This window comes from Tomitella gaofuii (assembly GCF_014126825.1).
In the GTDB taxonomy this organism is placed as follows: Bacteria; Actinomycetota; Actinomycetes; order Mycobacteriales; family Mycobacteriaceae; genus Tomitella; species Tomitella gaofuii.
Genome location: NZ_CP059900.1, coordinates 2,841,568 through 2,861,527, shown reverse-complemented (window position 1 = coordinate 2,861,527; position 19,960 = coordinate 2,841,568). Strand labels below are relative to the sequence as shown.

Below are 19,960 nucleotides of genomic sequence, written 5' to 3'. Positions count from 1 at the left end.
GCGGCGGCCGATAGACTCGGCCCCGGCCACTGCGCAGGAAAGGTCGTGCCGCACATGTCCCACACTCCGCTGAACCCCGGGCCGTCTCCGGCGGCGGACGAGCGCGCGGATACGGGCGCACCGCGGGTGCGCCCGTGGCTGCCGATGCCGCGCGTCACCCCGTTCACGCTGCTGGCGGACCGTTTCACCGTGGGGCGCCGAGGGCTGTACTGGGCCACGACGGCCGCCATGCTCATGAGCGTCGTGCTCATCGTCACCGGCGGCGTGGTGCGCGTGACGGGATCGGGTCTCGGATGCCCGGAGTGGCCGTCGTGCACGGACGATTCGCTCACCACCACGGCCGCGATGGGCCTGCACGGCATCATCGAGTTCGGCAACCGCATGCTCACGTGGGTGCTCAGTGCCGCGGTGGGCTGGGCCATCATCGCCTCGCGGTTGCAGAAGCCGCACGACCTCATCACCACCAGGCTGGCCTGGTCGCAGTTCTGGATGGTCATGCTCAACGCCGTCATCGGCGGCATCACCGTGCTCACCGGCCTCAACCCGTACATCGTGGCCGGGCACTTCCTCGCGGCGACGGCTCTGCTGACCACGACGGTGTTCACCTGGCATCGAGTGCGCGCCATGGACGCCCCGACGCCCGTCGCCGTCGGCGACCGCCCCCACCTGCTGGGCCGCGTGCTGCTCGGGACGAGCGCGGTGGTCGTGGTGCTGGGCACCATCACCACCGGCGCCGGGCCGCACGCCGGCGACAGCAGCGACGTGCACCGGATCCCCATCGACTGGGCGGCCATCACCTGGGTGCACGGCATCGCAGCGGCGGCCACGCTGGCTGTGGCGATCCTGCTGATGCGGGCTCTGCCGCCGCAGGCGCGGACCGCACGGCTGCGCGTGGCGACGTTCCTGGGGGTACTCCTGCTGCAGGGCGCCATCGGGATTTTCCAGAGTCTCACGCACCTGCCGGAACTCGTCGTGGTGCTGCACTTGATGGGTGCCGCTCTGGTGTGGATCGGCGCGGTGCGGGTGGCGCTGGACACGCCGCGCTCGTCGGCCAAGCCCGGCATGGCCCACGCGGAGGGCGCGCCGGTCGCCGGCTGAGCGCACGCGCTCGTCCCTGTGACCGGGAAAAGCCACTGCCACCGTCGGCGCCCCCGTGGAACCTTCCAGGGGAGAGGTTTCCGTAGCGAAGGGTGAGTGGCGGTGCAGCAAGACGTGCAGTGGGACGACGAGTGCGACGTGCTGGTGGTGGGCTCCGGGGGCGGCGGCGTCACCGGTGCGTACACGGCGGCGCGCGAGGGCCTCGAGACCCTCCTGGTGGAGGCGACCGACCGTTTCGGCGGCGTCACCTCCTACTCGGGCGGCGGCGGCATGTGGTTTCCCACCAACGCCGTGCTCAAGCGCAACGGCGACGAGGACACCATCGAGGATGCGCTCACCTACTACCGCGCGGTGGTGGGCGACCGCACCCCGGCCGACCTGCAGGAGACGTACGTCCGCGCGGGCGCGCCCCTGATCGACTACCTCGAGCAGGACAGCAACCTGAAGTTCATGGAGCTGCCCTGGCCCGACTACTTCGGTAAGGCCCCCAAGGCCAGTGCCAAGGGCCGCCACATCATGCCGGTGCCGCTCAAGCCCGAGAAGCTCGGCACACTGCGGGACGTGCTGCGCCCGCCGTTGGACACCGATTGGCTGGGCTGGGATCTGCCGCCGCAGGTGATCGGCGGACAGGCGCTGATCGGCCGGTTCCTGCTGGCGCTGCAGCAGTACCCCAACGCGCGCACGCAGCTGAACACCCCCATCGACGAGTTCGTGGTCGAGGACGGCGCCGTGGTGGGCGCGCTGGCCACCGTCGACGGCAAGCGCACGGCGATCAAGGTGAACCGCGGCGTCATCGTCGCGTCGGGCGGCTTCGAGCGCAACGACGCGATGCGCGCGCAGTACGGCGTGCCCGGCGTGGCCCGCGATTCGATGGCCCCTCCAGGCAGCCAGGGCAAGGCCATCGCGGCCGGCATCGCCGCAGGCGCCGACACGGACCTGATGGACCAGGCGTGGTGGTCGCCGGGGCTCACCCACCCGGACGGCAACTCGGCGTTCGCGCTGTGGTTCACCGGCGGCATCTTCGTGAACCAGGACGGCGAGCGGTTCGTCAACGAGTCGGCCGCCTACGACAGGCTCGGCCGCGCCGCGCTGGACCAGATCGCCGACGGTACGCTCACCCTGCCGTTCTGGATGATCTACGACGACCGCGACGGCGAGCGCCCCCCGGTGCAGGCGCCGAACGTGTCGATCCAGGAGACGGAGAAGTACGTCGACGCGGGATTGTGGAAGACCGCCGACACGCTTGAGGAGTTGGCGGGGAAGATCGGCGTGCCCGCCGATCGCCTGGCAGCCACGGTCGAGCGCTTCAACGGTTTCGTCGAGAACGGACACGATGACGACTTCCTCCGCGGCGACGAGCCCTACGACCGCGCCTTCTCCGAGGGGAAACTGCCGTTGACCCCGATCTCCGAAGGACCGTTCCACGCTGCGCAGTTCGGGCTGTCCGACCTGGGCACGAAGGGCGGCATGCGCACCGACACCGTTGGGCGTGTGCTCAACGCCGACGGCGAGGTGATCCGCGGACTGTATGCGGCGGGCAACTCGATGGCCGCCCCCAGCGGGTACGTCTACCCGGGCGGGGGCAACCCCATCGGGACGTCGATGGTGTTCGCGCACTTGGCGGCGAAGGACCTCGCGAAGGGCTGACCTCCGGGAGGAGTCCCCGCACGGTGCGGCGCACGGCATTGTGCTGTGCGCCGCACCGGCGCATCATGGGTAGGTACAGGTCCGGGCGCTCAGGGAGTCTGCCATGGTCAGCATGTATTCGCTCATGTACGGCATCGGATACACACCGTGGGAGGGCGAGGCGGACTACGGACCGCTGCCCGACGTGCTCAACGCCCGGTCGCCGGGCCGAGCGCTGGACGTCGGTTGCGGCACCGGCCGGCATTCGGTGCTGATGGCCGAACGGGGTTGGCAGGTGGTGGGGGTCGACTATGTCGCCAAGGCGCTGTCCCGGGCGAGAGCACGTGCTGAGCAGGACGGCGTCACCGACCGCGTCCGATTCGTCTCCGCCGACGTCGCCCGGCTCGATCAGGCGCTCTCCGGCGAAGTCTTCGACCTGGTCACGGACGTCGGATGTCTGCACGGTCTGCCGGAGGTCTCCCGCCGCGCCTACACCCGGTGGGTGACGGACCACACCGCGCCGGGCGCCGAGATCGTGGTGGCCGCGGCGCAACCCCGGCAGGGGCCCGGGCCCAAGGGAATCAACGAGGACGGGATCTCGGCGTTGCTGGGGCCGGGGTGGGAGACGGTGAACGCCGCGCCCGCACCGGCCGGCACAGGCAAGGGGCCGATGCGCAATGCCGAATTCTGGTGGTATCGGATGCGCCGCACGAGGTAGGAGCCGGGAAGCCCGGTCGCACGTCTGCGACGGTATCCGCTGCGGAACGCCGCGCGGGATGGTGTGCTGGGTGCACGCCGCCGGGAGCGACCCGCACCGGCCCCGCCCGTGGAGGAGTGCCGTCATGACACTGTCGCTGAGCATCATCGGATGGATCATCATCGGGGGCCTGGCGGGGTGGATCGCCTCGAAGTTCATGGGCACCGACGCGCAGCAGGGCATCTTCCTCAACATCGTGGTGGGCGTGGTCGGCGGCCTTGTGGGCGGTTGGATCCTCGGCTGGGTCGGGGTGGACGTGGCGAGCGGCGGCTGGCTGTTCAGCTTCCTCACCTGCCTGGCCGGCGCGAGCATTCTCCTGTGGATCGTCAAGAAGGTGCGGGGGTCGAGCAGGGTCTGACCCGCTCATCCGGCTCAGAGGTCGGGTCGGCGGCGCAGTGACTTCGTCTGCCCGCGGCGCTTCTTCGCTTCCAGACGCCGCTGCTTGGCCGCACGAGAGGGCTTGCGGGCCTTGCGCTTCTGCGGCGCAGGGATGGTGAGTGCGCGCCGGAGCAGGTCGACGGCCCGGTCACGGGCGGCTTGCCGGTTGCGCAGTTGCGAGCGGTGCTCGGCAGCGACGATGACGAGCGTGCGCTCGATCATCCGGTGCGACAGTGCCGCATGGATGCGGGCCAGCTGTTGCTCGGTGAGCGAGTCGACCTCGTCGAGGCGCACCAACAGCTCCACGCGCGAGTCGGTGGTGTTCACGCCTTGCCCACCGGGGCCGCTGGATCGCGAAAACCGCCAACGCAGTGCCGATGGTGGCACCGTGATGGAGCGGGTGACAACGAGTGCACCTCCGACGGAGGTGGGTGCGGTGGAGTGGTCCCGCGGGTCCTGCGTCGCTCCGTGCCCTCCTGCCGTGCCCATCGACGCGGAGTCTAGTGGAAACGGCATGCGGTCGCCTCCGGCGCGTGCGGTGGACGGAGTGCGGGCATCTCCCCGACCGGACGGCGGGTATTGATTGAGAGTATTTGTTTGGTTGGAATGGGAAGGCCCGGGTGTCGTCGGATGCATTGACTTCTGCCGATCGGGATATCAGTATGAAAGGCGTAGGAATCTTCGACGGAAGGAATGGCATGATCCTCGCTTCGCTGGGAATCACACTGGGCGGCGCAGTTCTGGCATTGCTGGGCGGGCTCGGAAGTACGCTCGGCCTCTGATTCGCCTTCGCCGCGGGGCCTGCCGTTTGCGGTGGGCCCCGCGGCGTTGTCGTACGCATGGCCTGAGCGATTCCTCGATTCAGAGGATGGTGATCCTTTGACAGCTCCGCGGAGCGGTTCGCACCATGAAGGAGTCAGGCGATTCCGACGAAAAGGAGACGACATGCTTCTCGGTTCACTCGGTGCCACGCTCGCGGCGACGGTGGGGACACTGCTCGGCGGACTCGGGAGCACTCTCGGACTGTGATGGAAGAACCGACACGGTGGACCGGCCCGGTGCGGGCCGGTCCACCGTCGTCTGAATGGTCCGGTATTGTCGCGTCTCCACGCTGAATTCGATTACCGACTGCGTAACTTGCGGTGCGCGTACGGTTCGGGGCTGTGTCAAGTTCTACCAGCGGGTGAACACTTGATTTCCATGCGGCTTGGAAGTCGGCGCCAGCGTGCGCTGGACTGACACACGGCTCCGGATTCAAGCCGAACGTGACGTTGCGGGCAAGAGTCGTCCGGAAGCTCTTCACCACAAGCTTCCAGGACGTGACAGACCGCGTGGTTGGGCTCGGTGAAGATAACGACGTTGGGCTGTGCCTGTTTCTCGCGGGTACGGCGGGCTTCGACTACCTGCCGACGAGCTTCATTGACCTGCTTGCAGGAGTGAATGCCAGCAACCACTACCGTCGAGAGCGCGATTCCGGGTGTAACCCATGCCGCTATCGCTGTCCGCGCCTCGGCTGACATGCCGCTGACCCTGCCACGCCCCCCGGCTAGTCCAGGGGGTTGGCCTTGGCTCCGGCTCCGCGCTCGCGGGGCGGGGCGGGGGTGGGATAATTCACCACGCCCCACCGCCGCAGCGCACTGGCAACCCGATCTACCAGCGCTTTCTTGGTGCCCCCGGTCGGACTCGAACCGACACTGGACGGGTTTTGAATCCGTTGCCTCTGCCAATTGGGCTACGGGGGCGTGCGGCTCCGCTGTGCCACGGTACTGCGTGCGCAGTGCGCGATTAGCAGCCTAGCGGGTCGGGTGCGGCGGGCCGATCGCGCCTCCCGCGTCCGGACCGGGCGCCCGGGCCATAGGATTTGTTCCGGAGCGCGGTGCACGGTCTCGGGCCCGGTGCATCCAGGCGATCGACGAGGGCGGAGGGCAGGGCACATGGCGGACGACTCCGCGCACGCCGGTAGGTATCGGACGGCACAGCAGCCCCGTCGGGTGCTTGTCGCAGAGGACGAGGCCCTCATCCGCCTGGACCTGGTCGAGATGCTCACCGAGGTCGGCTACCGGGTGGTGGGGGAGGCCGCAGACGGGCAGCGGGCCGTGGATCTGGCTGCCGAGCTGAAGCCGGACCTGGTCATCATGGACGTCAAGATGCCCCGCCGCGACGGCATCGACGCGGCCTCGGAGATCGCGTCGCGCCGCATCGCCCCGGTCGTGATCCTCACCGCGTTCAGTCAGCGGGAGCTGGTGGAGCGCGCGCGTGACGCCGGCGCCATGGCCTACCTGGTCAAGCCGTTCTTCGTCTCAGACCTGGTGCCCGCTGTGGAGCTCGCGGTCAGCAGGTTCGCCGAGCTGCACGCGCTCGAACGCGAGGTGCAGGACCTGGCCGACCGCCTCGACGCCCGCAAGCTCATCGAGCGCGCAAAATCCGTGCTCATGGCCGCCGACGCGATGACCGAGCCGCAGGCCTTCGCGTGGATCCAGCGCGCGGCCATGGACCGGCGCACCACCATGAAGGCGGTGGCGAGGACGATCGTCGACACCATCGGTGACTCGACATAGGGGGCGGTGGACGTCGGAGCGGGCACATAGACTCGTCGGCGTGAGTCCCGCAGCGAAGAGCCCCGCGTCCAGCAAGCCCGACGTCACCGGCGCAGCGCCGGCATCCGCATCCGGGTCGGGTGACGGGCGCCCGGTTCTGCTGCTGCTGGACGGGCATTCGCTGGCGTATCGCGCGTTCTACGCCCTGCCGGTGGAGAACTTCTCCACCTCCACCGGCCAGCACACCAACGCCGTCTACGGGTTCACCTCGATGCTCATCAACCTGCTGCGCGACGAGGCCCCCACGCACGTGGCCGCGGCGTTCGACGTGTCGCGCAAGACGTTCCGCTCCGAGAAGTTCCCCGAGTACAAGGCCAACCGTGCCAAGTCGCCGGACGAGTTCTCCGGTCAGGTGCCGCTGGCCAAGGAGGTGCTGGAGGCGCTGAACATCCGCACGATGGAGGTGGACGGGTTCGAGGCGGATGACATCATCGCCACGCTCGCCACGCAGGCGCAGCAGCTCGGGTACCGGGTGCTGGTGTGCACCGGCGACCGGGACTCGCTGCAGCTGGTCACCGACGACGTCACGGTGCTTTACCCCAAGAAGGGGGTCTCCGACCTGGTCCGCTTCACGCCGGAGGAGGTCGAGGGCAAGTACGGGCTCACCCCGGCCCAGTACCCGGACTACGCGGCGCTGCGCGGCGACCCCAGCGACAACCTTCCTGGCATCCCGCGGGTGGGGGAGAAGACGGCCGCCAAGTGGATCCGCGAGTACGGCTCTCTCGACGGCCTGGTGGAGCACGCCGACGAGGTGCGCGGCAAGGTGGGCGATTCGCTGCGCGAGAATCTTGCACAGGTGCTCACCAACCGCGACCTCACCGAGATGATCCGCGACATGCACTTGGAGTACACGCCGGACCAGCTCGAAGTGGCCCCGTGGGACCGCGAGCGGATCCACGAGGTGTTCGACCGGCTCGAGTTCGCGGTCCTGCGCGACCGCCTCTTCGCCGCCCTCACGTCCTCCGAGCCGGAGGCCGACGAGGGCTTCGACGTGCACGGCGAGGTGATCGCCCCCGACGCGCTCTCCGCGTGGCTGTCCGAGCATGCCGGCCCTGGCGCGCGGCACGGGATCACCGTGGTCTCGCCGCACACGGTGTACGGCGCCGATGCGGAGGCGCTGGCGTTCGCCGCGGCCGACGGCGCCGGCGGCTACGTGCGGACCACCGAGCTCTCCCCGGGGGACGAGGAGGCGCTGGGCGCATGGCTCGCCGACGAGACCCGGCCCAAGGCGTTGCACGACGGAAAGTGGGCGATCCACGCGCTGCGCGGGCGGGGCTGGACGCTGGGCGGGGTCACCAGCGATACGGTGCTGGCCGCCTATCTGTTGCGGCCGGGCCAGCGCAAGTTCGACCTGGAGGACCTGTCGCTGCGCTACCTGCAGCGCGAGCTGCGGGCCGACGACCCCGGCGACGATGCACAGATGACGCTGCTCGACGCCGGCGGCACGGCCGACCCGGACGCGGACGAGTCGGCACTGCAGCGCGACGCCCAGCAGCAGATGCTGCGTGCCCGGGCCACGCTCGATCTCGCCGCGGCGTTCGACGCCGAGCTGGACGCCATCGAGGCGGGCCCGCTGCTCTCGGACATCGAACTGCCGATGTTGTTTGTGCTCGCGGAGCTCGAGGCCGCCGGCATCGCCGTCGACGGGGACCACATGCACAACCTGCGCTCCGAGTTCGCCGCGCGGGTCGCCGAGGCCGCGGACGCCGCCTATGCGGCCATCGACGGCGAACAGATCAATCTCGGATCGCCCAAGCAGCTGCAGGCGGTGCTGTTCGACAAGCTCGACATGCCCAAGACCAAGCGCACCAAGACCGGTTACACCACCGACGCCGACGCGCTGCAGACGTTGTTCGAGAAGACGGGGCACCCGTTCCTCGAACATCTGCTGGAGCATCGCGACGCCACCCGCCTCAAGGTCACCGTGGACGGGCTGCTCAAGACAGTCGCGGACGACGGTCGCATCCACACCACGTTCAACCAGAACGTCGCGGCCACCGGGCGGCTCTCGTCCACCGAGCCGAACCTGCAGAACATCCCGGTGCGCACCGAGGCGGGCCGGCAGATCCGCCACGGCTTCGTGGTGGGCGAGGGGTTTGACACGCTCGTCACCGCCGACTACTCGCAGATCGAGATGCGCATCATGGCGCACCTGTCCGGCGACGAGGGGCTCATCGAGGCGTTCCGCTCCGGCGAGGACCTGCACAACTTCGTGGGGGCCAGGGCCTTCGGGGTGCCCATCGACGAGGTCACCGCGGACCTGCGCCGCCGGGTCAAGGCGATGAGCTACGGCCTGGCGTACGGGCTCAGCGCCTACGGCCTGGCCCAGCAGCTCAAGATCTCCGCGGGCGAGGCGAAGGAGCAGATGGACGCGTACTTCGCGCGGTTCGGCGGGGTGCGCGACTACCTGCACGAGGTGGTGGAGCAGGCCCGCAAGGACGGCTACACCGAGACCATCTACGGCCGGCGTCGCTATCTGCCCGACCTGAACAGCCACAACCGTCAGCGTCGCGACATCGCCGAGCGGGCGGCCCTCAACGCGCCGATCCAGGGCAGTGCCGCCGACATCATCAAGGTCGCCATGATCAACCTGCAGCGCGCGCTCGCCGCGCCGAGCAGCTGCGTTCGCGGGTGCTGCTGCAGGTGCACGACGAGCTGGTGGTGGAGGTGGTGGCGGCCGAGCGTGCGCGGGTCGAGGAGCTGCTCCGCGCGGAGATGTCGGGCGTCGTCGAACTGTCGGTGCCGTTGGAGGTGTCCATCGGGGCCGGCCGCACGTGGGACGAGGCGGCGCACTAGCCGCGGCCACAGCACCCGCAGACGCCGAGTGGGGCGGTCTCCGGTGCCGACATCGCGATCGGCACCGGAGACCGCCCCACTCGGGGTTCACGGGGGACGGGGCCCGGCCGGCTATTCCTCCTCGTCCGGGTGGTTGTGCAGGTGGATGACGCTGACCAGCAGCCCGCCCCACACGGTCACCAATGCCACGATCATCATCACGATGGCGGATGCGCCCATGATCAGCTCCCTCACTGCGACGGCGTCGTCGGATTCCACGGGGGTGTCCGCGGACTTGTGCCACCCGGTGAACCCGACCGCCACCGCGATGACGATGAGCGCGATCTGCAGCGCCCACCCGAATCCGGCGACGAGCCCGCCGCCGTAGTCGCCGTACCCGTTGTTCACGGTGTCGATGATCTGGTCGATGAGCATGTAGGCCAGGACGATCGGGGTGATCACGCCGACGCAGGCCATCCAGATCCAGCCGAGCTTGAACGAGGACACCCCGTTGAGGTGGTCGCGTTGGCTCGGCAGCCTGCGCAGCAGCCAGGTGACGACGACGACCGAGGTCAGCGCGGCCCCGACGATGCCGAACTCGTTGGCGAAGTGGTCGACTGTGTCGAGCACCGTCACGCCGCTGCGGGTGGGGAAGAAGACCATCGAGACGATCGTCGCCGCGGCGCCGACGAGGAACGTCGCAGGCACCCGGCCCATTCCCGTCTTGTCGCGCACGGCGGAGATGATCACCTCGATGATGCTCACCAGCGAGGTGATCCCCGCGAAGATCAGCGAGATGAAGAAAAGCAGCCCGAAGATCGAGCCGCCCCACATCGTGGAGATGATCGTGGGGAAGGCGACGAAGGCGAGTCCGATGCCGCTGTCCGCCACGTCGATCACCGGCACGCCCTGGACCGCGGCCATGTAGCCGAGTGCGGCGAACACGCCGATGCCGGCGAGGATCTCGAACGCGCTGTTGGAGAATCCGACCACCAGGCCCGCGCCGGTGAGGTTGGTCTTGCGCTTGAGGTACGACGAGTAGGTGATCATGATGCCGAAGCCGACAGAAAGCGAGAAGAAGATCTGGCCGTACGCGGCGATCCATACCGACGAGTCGGTGAGCGCGCCCCAATCGGGCGTGAACAGGGCGTCGAGACCGGCGCCGGATCCGTCGAGGAACAGCGCCCGGATGACCACGGCGATGAACAGGAGCACGAGCACCGGCACGAAGAACTGCGACGTGGCGCCGATGCCCTTCTGCACGCCGAAGGCGAGGATCGCGATGACGACGATCCACGTGATCAGCAGCGGCCATGCGACCCCCGCGACATAGTCGAATCCCAACGTCGACTGGTCGGCCTTGGTGAGGTTCGAGAAGGCCGCGCCCGCCTTCTCCGGGTTGGACAGATCGCCCTTTGCGGAGAAGATGGCGAAGCGCGCCGCCCAGGCGATGATGACCGCGTAGTACACGGCGATGATGAAGCAGATGCCCACCTGCCACCAGCCCAGGCCTTCGGCGCGCTTGGACATGCGCCGGAAGGCCAGCGGCGGCGAGCCTTTGAACCGGTGGCCGATCGAGTAGTACAGGAACAGCAGCGGGATGCCCGCGGTGAGCAGCGCCACCAGGTAGGGGATCATGAACGCGCCGCCGCCGTTGGAATAGGCGACGTACGGGAAGCGCCAGATGTTGCCCAGGCCCACGGCGGACCCGATCGCGGCGAGGATGAATACCGAACGTCTGGACCAGGCCTCGCGGCCCGGCGACAGTTCGGCGTCGGCCGGTTGTGTCATCGCGTTCCCTTCCTCGTATGTGCCCCGTCGCCGCCCATGCGCCCCTGGTGCGGCTACGGGGATGACACCGCCCGTGGAACGCGCGGCGCCGGGCCGGTTCGGGCCCCTTGGCTTCGCACGATCACCTTCTCATCCGCGCGGCCAGTCGTTGAGCGTATCGCGGTAGAGGGTTTCGACCGCATCGATGTGCGGCTGCAGGTCCGCAGGGTCCCACTCGGAGACGTCGATCGGGGGCAGGACCGCGATGTCCACGGTGCCCGAGCGCACCAGCTTGGCGCCCTTGGCCATGAGTTCGCCCGCGTTGCGGATGACGATGGGGACGACGGGCACGCCGGCCTGGATCGCGATGTGGAACGCGCCCTTCTTGAACCGGCCGATCGACGGGGTCAGCGAGCGGGTGCCCTCGGGGGAGACGACCAGCGACGTGCCCGACCGCAGGGTGTCGACCACCGGCCGCAGGGCCTCCTTGGCCTTGTCCGTGTTCTGCCGGTCCACGAAGGTGGCCCCGGCGATGCGCAGCGGCAGGCCGAACAGCGGATTGGTCGCCATCTCCTTCTTGGTGACCCCGGTGAACCCCTCGCGCAGTACCCGGGCGATGAGCACGGTGTCGAGGAAGCTCTGGTGGTTGAAGATGAACACCGCCGGCCGCGATTTCCACGCGTTGTCCTCGCCGTGGATGTCCACGCGCACCCCGGCCGTCGCGAGCATCGTCTCCGGCGCGATGGCGGACACGGCGTCGATCCCCAGACGGCGGTCGAGGTTGAGCAAACCCAGCCCCACACCGGTGCCCACCGACCCGGCGAGCGTGCCCAGCGACACGGCGGTGCGCGCGAGGTCCTTGACGTTGTACGCGCCGCGCGGCCGGAACCGCAGCACGGGCCAGCCGCGTTCGTCGGCAGCGCGGGTGAGGTTCTTGTCCGGGTTCACCGCCGTGGGGTGGCCCGTGGTGGCGAGGAACTCGACGTCTTCGCCGCCGTTGGAGTAGGTGAAGCTCGCGGCGGTGTCGATGTCGTGCGCGGTGGCGAACGCGCGTGCGGCCCGGGCCTTGCCGCTGCGCCACAGCGACGCGCCGTCCACCTTCCCGGTGAGGACCCCGTCCACCACCTCGAGCGGCGTGAAGAGCAGATGGTCCACGCCCAGCGCCTCGGCTGCGGCCTCGAACTGGTAGCGCGACGCCGACGATGCGATGACGAGTGTGTGCCCCTTGCGCTTGTGCGCCTCGATGAGACGCCAGGCCTCCGGATAGACCAGCCCCGCCAGGGTGTTCTCGAAGACGCCGCGCCCCACCTGCTGCAGCTCGTCCTCGGTGTGCCCGGCCCACGCGCGGAACGCGACGGCGACGAAGCGTTCGAACTCGGCCTCGCTGTCCGTGCCGCGCAGCCCGTTGACGGCCGTACCGAGGAGTTCGCGCGGCCCCACCTTGCCCGCCGTCAGGCGGTCGCGGAAGAAGTGCACGCCGGAGTACCCGTGGACGATGGTGCCGTCGAAGTCGAACATCGCCGCCACACCGGGACCGTCGGGGGCGGCGGCGATGCGTGCCAGCGCGGCGTCGAGCGGCTGCATCGCGGTGTCGTCGGCGGTCACGGCTGCTCCTTCCTGTTGGAGACGTCGAGGGACTCGGTGACGGCCAGTGCCCGGCTGATCGACCGGAGCTGTTCCGCGAACTGCTCACGCCTTCCCGTCAGCTCCGGGCCACCGGGACCCAGCAGGGCCCGGTTGTGGGCGAGCTCCACCGCGGCGGCGAACAGTTCCAGTGAGAGTGATTCCGGTCCGTACAGGCGCCCCTGCAGCAGCATCTGGCGGCCCACAGCCGAGCATTCGGCGAGGAATGCTGCGCGGTCGAACGGCGTGCCGGGCGTCCTGGCCGCCAGCCGCTCGGCGACCACGAGCTGGGCGCCGAAGAACGAGCGGAGCGTGCGGTGGGCCATGAAGAACCCGGTGCCGACCAGCCGTTCGAGCACCACGTCGGCCGACGGCATCGCGCTGCGCCACTCCGGTGCCACCAGCTCGAGTTCGGCGTTCAGCTCGGCTTCGAAGGTGTCGCGCTCTGGAAAGAAGAACTCGAACTTCAGCAGGTCGCGCAGCCGCTTGGACTCCTCCCAGCCGGCGCGTGCCGGGTCGCTGTAGGAGCTCTGGTGCGCGTGCACGATGGCCAGCTCGAGTATCGCGCGGTTGACGAACCAGTGGATGCCGCTGTTGCGGTAGAAGGCGGCGACGATGTGCTGGCCTGGTTCGATGGCGTAGACGGGCTCGACGCCGCCGTCGTAGACGGTGACGACGCCGCCGTCGGCCAGTCTGCGGAGCACGTTCGCCAGCCCGGCGTCGGTGTCGAGGACGGAGAGCTCGCCCTGGGGGATGCCGCGCCGGTCCAGGTACTCGCGTACGGGCGCGATGACGGCGGCCACCTCGCTCAGTGTCAGCGCGCGGTCGCGGACACCCAGCAGTGCCAGGGTGACCAGCGAGTTGATGGTGACCGGGGTGGCCCGGTTGATGCCCACCGCCACCTCTATCCCCGTCTTCTGCAGTGCAAGGCGTGCCCGGGCGTCGCGCTCGTCGGCCGTTTCCCCGGCGTCCGGTCCGGGCGCCAGGTCCGGGTCGCCGGCGGCGGCGAGGTGGTCGCGCAGCGAGAGCGGATCGCCGAACCGCACGTACACGTTCCCTGCGCGCCGCTGCTGCCCGCGGGCATAGCGGGCCATCCACTTGAGCCCCTCCGGCTGCTTGGCTGCGCCCATCTGCTCGGCGGCCACCGCGCCCACCTCGGCCATGCGCTCGTAGGTGATGGATACCGGAACGAGGAGCGCATCGTTGACCCTGCCGCTGCGCACCGAGTTCGCGACGTAGGCGAGCAGACCGTACTTGGGTTTGCGGAGCTTGCCGGTGCGGGTGCGCCCGCCTTCGAAGTACCACTCCAGGTTGAACCGCTTGGACAGCAGGTGGGCGAAGTACTCCTCCAGCGCGGCCTTGTAGATGGTGTCGTCGCCGAAGCTGCGCCGGATGAATACGGTGCCGGTGCGTTTGGCGATGGCGCCGATCGGCCAGAACTGCAGGTTTGCGCCGCCCAGCAGGTGATTGCGCGGAAAGTCGTTGCGGGCCAGCACGTCGCCCAGTACGAAGGCGTCCGCGTAGGACCGGTGCGACGGCAGGAACACCAGCGGCCGCGCCTTGTTGAGCTCGCGCAGTTCCGCCAGCCGCGATGCGTCGGCGTCCACCGTCCACGCGTTGCCGTAGAGCGGGTGCATGATCTGAGTGAAGACGTCGGAGACCAGGCGGCTCTGCACGGCGACGAGGCCGTCCAGGCTGGCCTGCGCATGCTCCAGCGCCTGTTTCTCCGTCAGGCCCTTCTCCCGGCCCAGTTCCTCGACGCGGTGCCGGAACCGGGGCGAATCCATGATCTGTTCGGCCACCACCCGCGGCACCTTGTAGCGTTCGCCGAGCAGTTCGCGTTCGCTGCGCGCGAGCGTCACCACCGCGGTGTTGACGATGAACCGCGCGAACGCGCCGGATTGCGCGGTGGTGATGGTCCGCGCCGGTACCGACGCCGACCCCGCAGCGTCCGCCGTGCCCGCCGCGCCTGCAGCGCCCGCGACAGGCGACCCGTCGTCGTCGCATTCCGAGAGGGCGGAGAAGCGCGCCCGCAGCTCACTCAGCGGCGCGGGCTCGCCGGTGACGACCCGCCAGCGGTCGGGGGCGGACTTGACGATGTGCCGCTGGATCAGCCGGTTGGGATTGCGCGGGTTGGTCAACGCGATGACGTCGCTGATGCGGGCGCTGCGGCTGCCGCCCCGCTCCGGAGGCAGCCAGGTGATCTTCGCGGGCAGCAGCAGAGGATCGTCCGTGCGGTCCACCAGCGCGCAAGCCAGCCGGCGTGCCGACAGCGGCAGGCTGCGCACGACGGTGCCCGGCGCGATCCCGTCGTGCCCGGGGGCGCCCTCGCTGAGCCATTGTTCGATCAGCCGGCGTTCCAGCGGCGTGGACGTCTGCGCCAGCACCACCGTCTCCGGACCCCCGGTCCCCATCGTTCCCTCCTCGCCGCGTCGGAACGCTCGTTCCGGCGGGGCGATCGTGTCGCCACCCGCCGCATCGATGAACCTACCGGGTGTGCGGGCGCTGGAACCCGGTTGCGGACGAATGCGCGGACGACCGGCGGGTGCTGCAGGTAGGTTTCGAGGGGCGGGCGGGGTGTGCGGGGGGCGCGCGAGGTCAGGAGGCGGCAGATGACGCTGGCAGTGGTGCTCGGGGGTGGCGGGGTGGCCGGGATCGCGTGGGAGGTCGGAGTGATCGCGGGCCTCGCGGAGGTCGGCGTGCACCTGGGTGGCGTCTCCCGGATCGTCGGAACCTCGGCGGGCTCGGTGGTGGGCGCGTCGCTGGCGGCGGGGGTGGACGTGGCGGAGCTGCTCGAGCAGCAGCGCCATCCACGGACGTCGGGCGGCGACGGGGCCCGCGCGGACAGGGCCCCGCTGACGGCGGACGCGGACGCGTGGGCGGAGCTGCTGGGCACGCCGGGCCCACGTGACGAGCTGCTGCGCCGCATGGGCGCGCTGGCGCGGGCCGCGCAGACCGTGCCGGAGGGGCCGTACGTCGCGTCCATGGCGGCCATGGTGCCCGGCGCCTGGCCGCAGGACGTGGACTTGCGCGTGACGGGTGTGGACGCGCAGACGGGCGCGGTGCGCGTGTGGGACCGGCACTCCGGCGTGGCGATTGAGGAGGCGGTGGCCGCCTCGTGCGCGGTCCCGGGCATCTTCCCCTTGGTCACCGTCGACGGGCGGCAGTACTTCGACGGCGGGATGGCGTCGCCCACGCACGCCGGCCAGGCCGCCGGATGCACCGAAGTCCTCGTCGTCGCGCCGTTCACCGTGTCTCTGGTGGGACCGGGGCTCGACGCCGAGCTCGCCGAGCTGGGCGCCGCCGTGCGCAGCGCGGTGATCGACCCGGATGCCGCGTCGCTCAACGCCATCGGCGTCGACCCGATGGATCCTTCCACGCGGGGCCCGGCCGCGGAGGCGGGTCTTCGGCAGGGGCGGGCCGAGGCGATGCGCGTGGGCATCGCCCTGTCGCTGTAGGTCGGTGTGCGGCGGAGGCGCGCGTAACGCGTACCCTGTCCGCGTGCCGGAGCGCAGTTCAGTGGAGGTGTCCGCGCAGGACGGGCCCCGAGCGGGACGCCGTCCTGTGCGGTGGTCGGCCGCGTGCATCGCCCTGGTCGGCGCGCTGGCGTTGGTGCTGGCGGGCTGCGTCAAGAACAACGACGGCACCGTGCCGGAGCGCACCCCGTTGCACATCGAGCCCGTCGCGTCCATCGCTGCGCTCGTGCCGGAGCAGATCCGCGCCGCCGGCCGGCTGGTGGTGGGCACCAACCCGCCGTACGCGCCCAACGAGTTCAAGGACCCGTCGGGCACGATCGTCGGGTTCGACGTGGACCTGATGAACGCGGTGGCGGCGGTGCTGGGCCTGACGGTGCGGTACGAGCAGGCCGACTTCGACAAGATCATCCCCGCGGTTCAGGCGGGCACGTACGACCTGGGGATGTCGTCGTTCACGGACACGCTCGAGCGGGAGAACGCCGTCGACTTCGTCACTTACTACCGGTCCGGCATCCGGTGGGCGCAGCAGACCGGCGACCACATCGACCCCGCCGACGCCTGCGGCCTGCGCGTCGCGGTGCAGACCGGGACCACCGAGGACATCGTGGAGGTCCCCGAGGTGAGCGCGGCGTGCGAAGCGGCGGGGAAGCCCCCCGTGCACAAGATCAAATACCTGAGCCAGGCGGACGCCACCAACGCGCTGCTGCTCGGCCGGGTCGACGCGTTCTCCGCTGACCTGCCGGTGACGGCGTACGCGATCAAGCGCGCCGACGGCCGACTGGCCTTCGCGGGCCCGGTGAAGGACTCCGCGCCGTACGGCTGGCCGGTGCGCAAGGGCTCGCCGTTGGGGCCCGCGCTGCAGCAGGCGATGCAGCATCTCATCGACAGCGGCGTGTACCGCACCATCGCCGACGACTGGGGAGTGGAGGCAGGAATGATCACGACCTCGCGGATCAACGCGGCCGCATCATGACCGGTCCCGACGCATCCCGGCCCGGCGCGCGCACCGTGGCGCCGGCCGAGCCCGCACCCATCCGCGCCGTACCGCTGCGGCGCCCGGGGCGTTGGGCGGCGGCCGTGATCATCGTGGTGCTGTTCGCGCTGTTCGTCTACGGCGCCGCCACCAACGAGGCGTACGGGTGGGGAACCTACGGGCGCTACCTGTTCGACGAACGCATCAGCAGCGCGGCGTGGAACACCGTTCAGCTGACGGTCCTGTCGATGCTGCTCGCGATCGTCCTGGGCGTAGCGCTCGCGGTGATGCGGCTCTCGCCCAACCCGGTCCTGCGCGGCTCGTCGTGGTTGTTCGTGTGGTTCTTCCGCGGCACGCCGGTATACGTGCAGTTGGTGTTCTGGGGGCTGTTCCCGGCCATCTACAAGCGGATCGATCTGGGGATCCCGTTCGTCTACCAATTCACGCACATCGATCTGCAGGACCTCAATGCGGCGTTCGTCTTCGCGATCATCGGGCTGGGGCTCAACGAGGCGGCCTACATGGCGGAGATCGTCCGTGCCGGCATCTCGTCGGTCAACGAGGGCCAGACCGAGGCTTCGACCGCGCTGGGGATGACCTGGTGGCAGACCATGCGGCGCACGGTGCTGCCGCAGGCGATGCGGGTGATCATCCCGCCGACCGGCAACGAGTTGATCGGCATGCTCAAGACCACGTCGCTGGTGAGCGCCGTGCCGTACACGCTCGAGCTCTACGGCCGTCAACGCGATATCGCCGGGGTGATCTTCGAGCCCATCCCGCTGCTGCTCGTCGCCGCCACGTGGTATCTGGCGATCACGAGCGTGCTCATGATCGGGCAGCACTTCCTGGAGAAGTACTTCTCCAAGGGGGCCAGCCGCACGCTCACCGCACGCCAGCGGAGGGCGCTCGAGCGTGAACAGGCCGAGGCGACGGGGGCGCACTGATGACGAACGACGAGGGGACCACGCGGGAAGAGGCGACTGCGCGCGCCGGCGAGCAGGCGCCGCCGATGGTGCTCGCCGATCAGGTCTGCAAGAACTACGGGGCTCTCAAGGTGCTCAAGGGCGTCTCGCTCGAGGTGCAGCGGGGAAAGGTGCTGTGCCTGATCGGTCCGTCCGGCTCCGGCAAGTCCACCTTCCTGCGGTGCATCAACCACCTCGAGAGGGTCGACGCCGGGCGTCTCTACGTCGACGGCGAGTTGGTCGGATACAGCGAGCGCGGCGGCCGCCTCTACGAGCTGCACCCCAAAAAGGCGGCCCGGCAGCGTCGCGATATCGGCATGGTGTTCCAGCACTTCAACCTGTTCCCGCACCGCACCGCGCTGGAGAACGTGATCGAGGCGCCCATGCTGGTCCGGAGGCTGCGCAGGAAGGACGCCGTCGAGAGGGCTTCCGCACTGCTCGCACAGGTGGGACTCGCCGCCAAAGCCGACGCCTACCCTGCGCAGCTCTCCGGCGGCCAGCAGCAGCGGGTGGCCATCGCCCGGGCGTTGGCGATGGAGCCCAAGCTGATGCTCTTCGACGAACCCACGTCCGCACTCGACCCGGAACTGGTGGGCGAGGTCCTCGGGGTGATGAAGAACCTCGCCGCCGAGGGCATGACGATGGTGGTGGTGACGCACGAGATGGCGTTCGCCCGCGAGGTCGCGGACACCCTGGTGTTCATGGACGGGGGAGTGGTGGTGGAATCCGGGCCGCCGCGCGCGCTGCTCGAAGACCCGCAGCACGAGCGCACCCGGGCGTTCTTGTCCAAGCTGCTCTGAGGGGGCGGGGCGAGGACGCCGGGGTGGTTCTCCGGCTCCGCGTCACTCCGGCTTGCGGCAGCAGAAGATCGCGGTGCCGGGAAAGAGGCGTCCACGCAGCGGGCTCCACTGGCCCCATTCGCGTTCGAGGTGTTCCGGCCACTCGGGTTCCACGATGTCCTCGAGCACCAGGCCGGCCGCGGTGATCTCGCGGACCCTGTCGCCGATGGTCCGGTGATGCTCGACGTAGATCGGCCGGCCGTCGTCGTCGACCTCCACGTACGGGGCGCGGTCGAAGTACGGCACCGCCGCGGTGAGGCCGACGGGGCCGGGGTCGTCGGGGAACACCCAGCGCATCGGGTGGTTGACGGAGAACACCCACCGGCCGCCGGGACGCAGTGCCCGCGCCGCCTCACGCATCAGGCCCGCGGAATCGGCGACGAAGGGCACCGCGCCGAACGACGAGCACACCGCGTCGAAGCTGTGCGCGCGCACCGGCAGGCGCTCGGCGCCGGCCTGGATCAGCGGCACCCGTCGCCCGTCCGCCATCGACTGTGCGCCGCGGCGCAGCATCGCCATCGACAGGTCCAGCGCCACCACGTCCGCGCCCTGTGCGGCAAGCCACCGGGCGCAGGGCGCCGAACCGCAGCCCACCTCCAGGATCCGCATCCCGGCCAGGCTCGCGGTGGGGCCGAGCAGCTGTGCGTCCGCCTCGCGCAGCCCTTCGGGGCACCAGAGGAAATCGCCGTCCTCGGCATCCACGCCGAGGAACCCGGCATGGGTCCGGTGGTAGTCGTCGGCGTCGGCGTCCCACCACAGCCGGCTGGCCCGCTCGCTGTCCCGGGAACCCAGATCGAGGCGCACCACGTGACCTGCACCCAGCGTGTCTTCGGCGCCCCGATGCCGGTCGGGTTCACCGCTTCCTTCTCCGTTCGAATGCACATTTGCCTGCACGTACGCAACTCTAGTAATGTCGCGCGGTGCGCATGTCCCCGGTTGGTCCACTGCGGGCGGGGCCTGGAAACGGGTCGCGGGGGACGCGCGCGACGGCTGCAGCATCGTCCCGGCGACGCCCGGGATACCATTGTCCCGGCAGCGCCCGGGATGCCACTTGACCGACAGATGCGTCGGACCGCACTGCAGGGC

General features: G+C 69.8%; 14 protein-coding genes, 1 tRNA gene and 1 pseudogene. 10 read left to right on the top strand and 6 right to left on the bottom strand.

All coding sequences use genetic code 11. The features are described 5' to 3' along the window. Positions 1 to 54 precede the first annotated feature (54 nt). The 4 genes from H4F70_RS13200 to H4F70_RS13185 all read left to right on the top strand — a co-directional run bounded on the left by H4F70_RS13200 (position 55) and on the right by H4F70_RS13185 (position 3,839). Complete coding sequence (locus H4F70_RS13200; RefSeq protein ID WP_220471705.1) at positions 55 to 1,098, top strand: COX15/CtaA family protein; 1,044 nt, start codon at positions 55 to 57, stop codon at positions 1,096 to 1,098. Between the two features lie 96 nt (positions 1,099 to 1,194). Next, positions 1,195 to 2,745, top strand: coding sequence for an FAD-binding protein (locus H4F70_RS13195; RefSeq protein WP_235681104.1), 1,551 nt, complete (start codon positions 1,195 to 1,197; stop codon positions 2,743 to 2,745). A gap of 103 nt (positions 2,746 to 2,848) precedes the next feature. Beyond that, on the top strand, positions 2,849 to 3,442 hold the full coding sequence (locus H4F70_RS13190) for a class I SAM-dependent methyltransferase (RefSeq protein WP_182357513.1): 594 nt from the start codon (positions 2,849 to 2,851) through the stop codon (positions 3,440 to 3,442). Between the two features lie 124 nt (positions 3,443 to 3,566). Further along, a complete protein-coding gene (locus H4F70_RS13185) occupies positions 3,567 to 3,839 on the top strand; it encodes a GlsB/YeaQ/YmgE family stress response membrane protein (protein WP_182348641.1) in 273 nt (90 codons plus the stop codon). A gap of 14 nt (positions 3,840 to 3,853) precedes the next feature. Here H4F70_RS13185 and arfB read toward each other — a convergent pair whose 3' ends face one another. Beyond that, positions 3,854 to 4,246 carry an alternative ribosome rescue aminoacyl-tRNA hydrolase ArfB gene (gene arfB, locus H4F70_RS13180; RefSeq protein WP_372497598.1) on the bottom strand — a complete coding sequence of 131 codons (393 nt, stop codon included), beginning with the start codon at positions 4,244 to 4,246 and terminating at the stop codon, positions 3,854 to 3,856. Positions 4,247 to 5,524: 1,278 nt separating this feature from the next. Beyond that, positions 5,525 to 5,601 (bottom strand) — tRNA-Leu (locus H4F70_RS13175). Positions 5,602 to 5,793: 192 nt separating this feature from the next. Here H4F70_RS13175 and H4F70_RS13170 point away from each other — a divergent pair. Together H4F70_RS13170 and polA are read left to right on the top strand one after the other, a co-directional pair. Beyond that, on the top strand, positions 5,794 to 6,417 hold the full coding sequence (locus tag H4F70_RS13170; RefSeq protein WP_182357511.1) for an ANTAR domain-containing response regulator: 624 nt from the start codon (positions 5,794 to 5,796) through the stop codon (positions 6,415 to 6,417). Between the two features lie 40 nt (positions 6,418 to 6,457). After that, positions 6,458 to 9,252: pseudogene (gene polA, locus H4F70_RS13165) on the top strand (DNA polymerase I). A gap of 111 nt (positions 9,253 to 9,363) precedes the next feature. Here the strand turns inward: polA and H4F70_RS13160 are convergent. The 3 genes from H4F70_RS13160 to H4F70_RS13150 all read right to left on the bottom strand — a co-directional run bounded on the left by H4F70_RS13160 (position 9,364) and on the right by H4F70_RS13150 (position 15,038). Next, on the bottom strand, positions 9,364 to 11,022 hold the full coding sequence (locus H4F70_RS13160; RefSeq protein ID WP_182357510.1) for a methionine/alanine import family NSS transporter small subunit: 1,659 nt from the start codon (positions 11,020 to 11,022) through the stop codon (positions 9,364 to 9,366). A 129-nt stretch (positions 11,023 to 11,151) separates the two neighbouring features. After that, a complete protein-coding gene (locus H4F70_RS13155) occupies positions 11,152 to 12,606 on the bottom strand; it encodes an HAD-IB family hydrolase (protein ID WP_235681103.1) in 1,455 nt (484 codons plus the stop codon). After that, a complete protein-coding gene (locus tag H4F70_RS13150) occupies positions 12,603 to 15,038 on the bottom strand; it encodes a glycerol-3-phosphate 1-O-acyltransferase (RefSeq protein WP_182357509.1) in 2,436 nt (811 codons plus the stop codon). Before H4F70_RS13150 ends, H4F70_RS13155 begins: the two co-directional genes overlap by 4 nt. 198 nt (positions 15,039 to 15,236) lie before the next feature. Here H4F70_RS13150 and H4F70_RS20635 point away from each other — a divergent pair, with 198 nt between their 5' ends. The 4 genes from H4F70_RS20635 (at position 15,237) to H4F70_RS13130 (ending at position 18,835) form a co-directional block, all read left to right on the top strand. Further along, the gene (locus H4F70_RS20635) at positions 15,237 to 16,082 is read left to right on the top strand and encodes a patatin-like phospholipase family protein (protein ID WP_182357508.1); all 846 of its coding nucleotides are present in this window, start codon (positions 15,237 to 15,239) and stop codon (positions 16,080 to 16,082) included. Between the two features lie 106 nt (positions 16,083 to 16,188). Further along, on the top strand, positions 16,189 to 17,073 hold the full coding sequence (locus tag H4F70_RS13140; RefSeq protein ID WP_235681561.1) for an ABC transporter substrate-binding protein: 885 nt from the start codon (positions 16,189 to 16,191) through the stop codon (positions 17,071 to 17,073). Then, a complete protein-coding gene (locus tag H4F70_RS13135) occupies positions 17,070 to 18,017 on the top strand; it encodes an amino acid ABC transporter permease (protein WP_182357507.1) in 948 nt (315 codons plus the stop codon). Before H4F70_RS13140 ends, H4F70_RS13135 begins: the two co-directional genes overlap by 4 nt. Positions 18,018 to 18,082: 65 nt before the next feature. Beyond that, positions 18,083 to 18,835: an amino acid ABC transporter ATP-binding protein gene (locus H4F70_RS13130; protein ID WP_182360397.1), complete on the top strand. Its 753-nt coding sequence runs from the start codon at positions 18,083 to 18,085 to the stop codon at positions 18,833 to 18,835. Positions 18,836 to 18,877: 42 nt separating this feature from the next. On the opposite strand, the gene H4F70_RS13125 is transcribed toward H4F70_RS13130, so the two are convergent. Next, positions 18,878 to 19,768: a class I SAM-dependent methyltransferase gene (locus H4F70_RS13125; RefSeq protein WP_372497591.1), complete on the bottom strand. Its 891-nt coding sequence runs from the start codon at positions 19,766 to 19,768 to the stop codon at positions 18,878 to 18,880. Positions 19,769 to 19,960 lie beyond the last annotated feature (192 nt).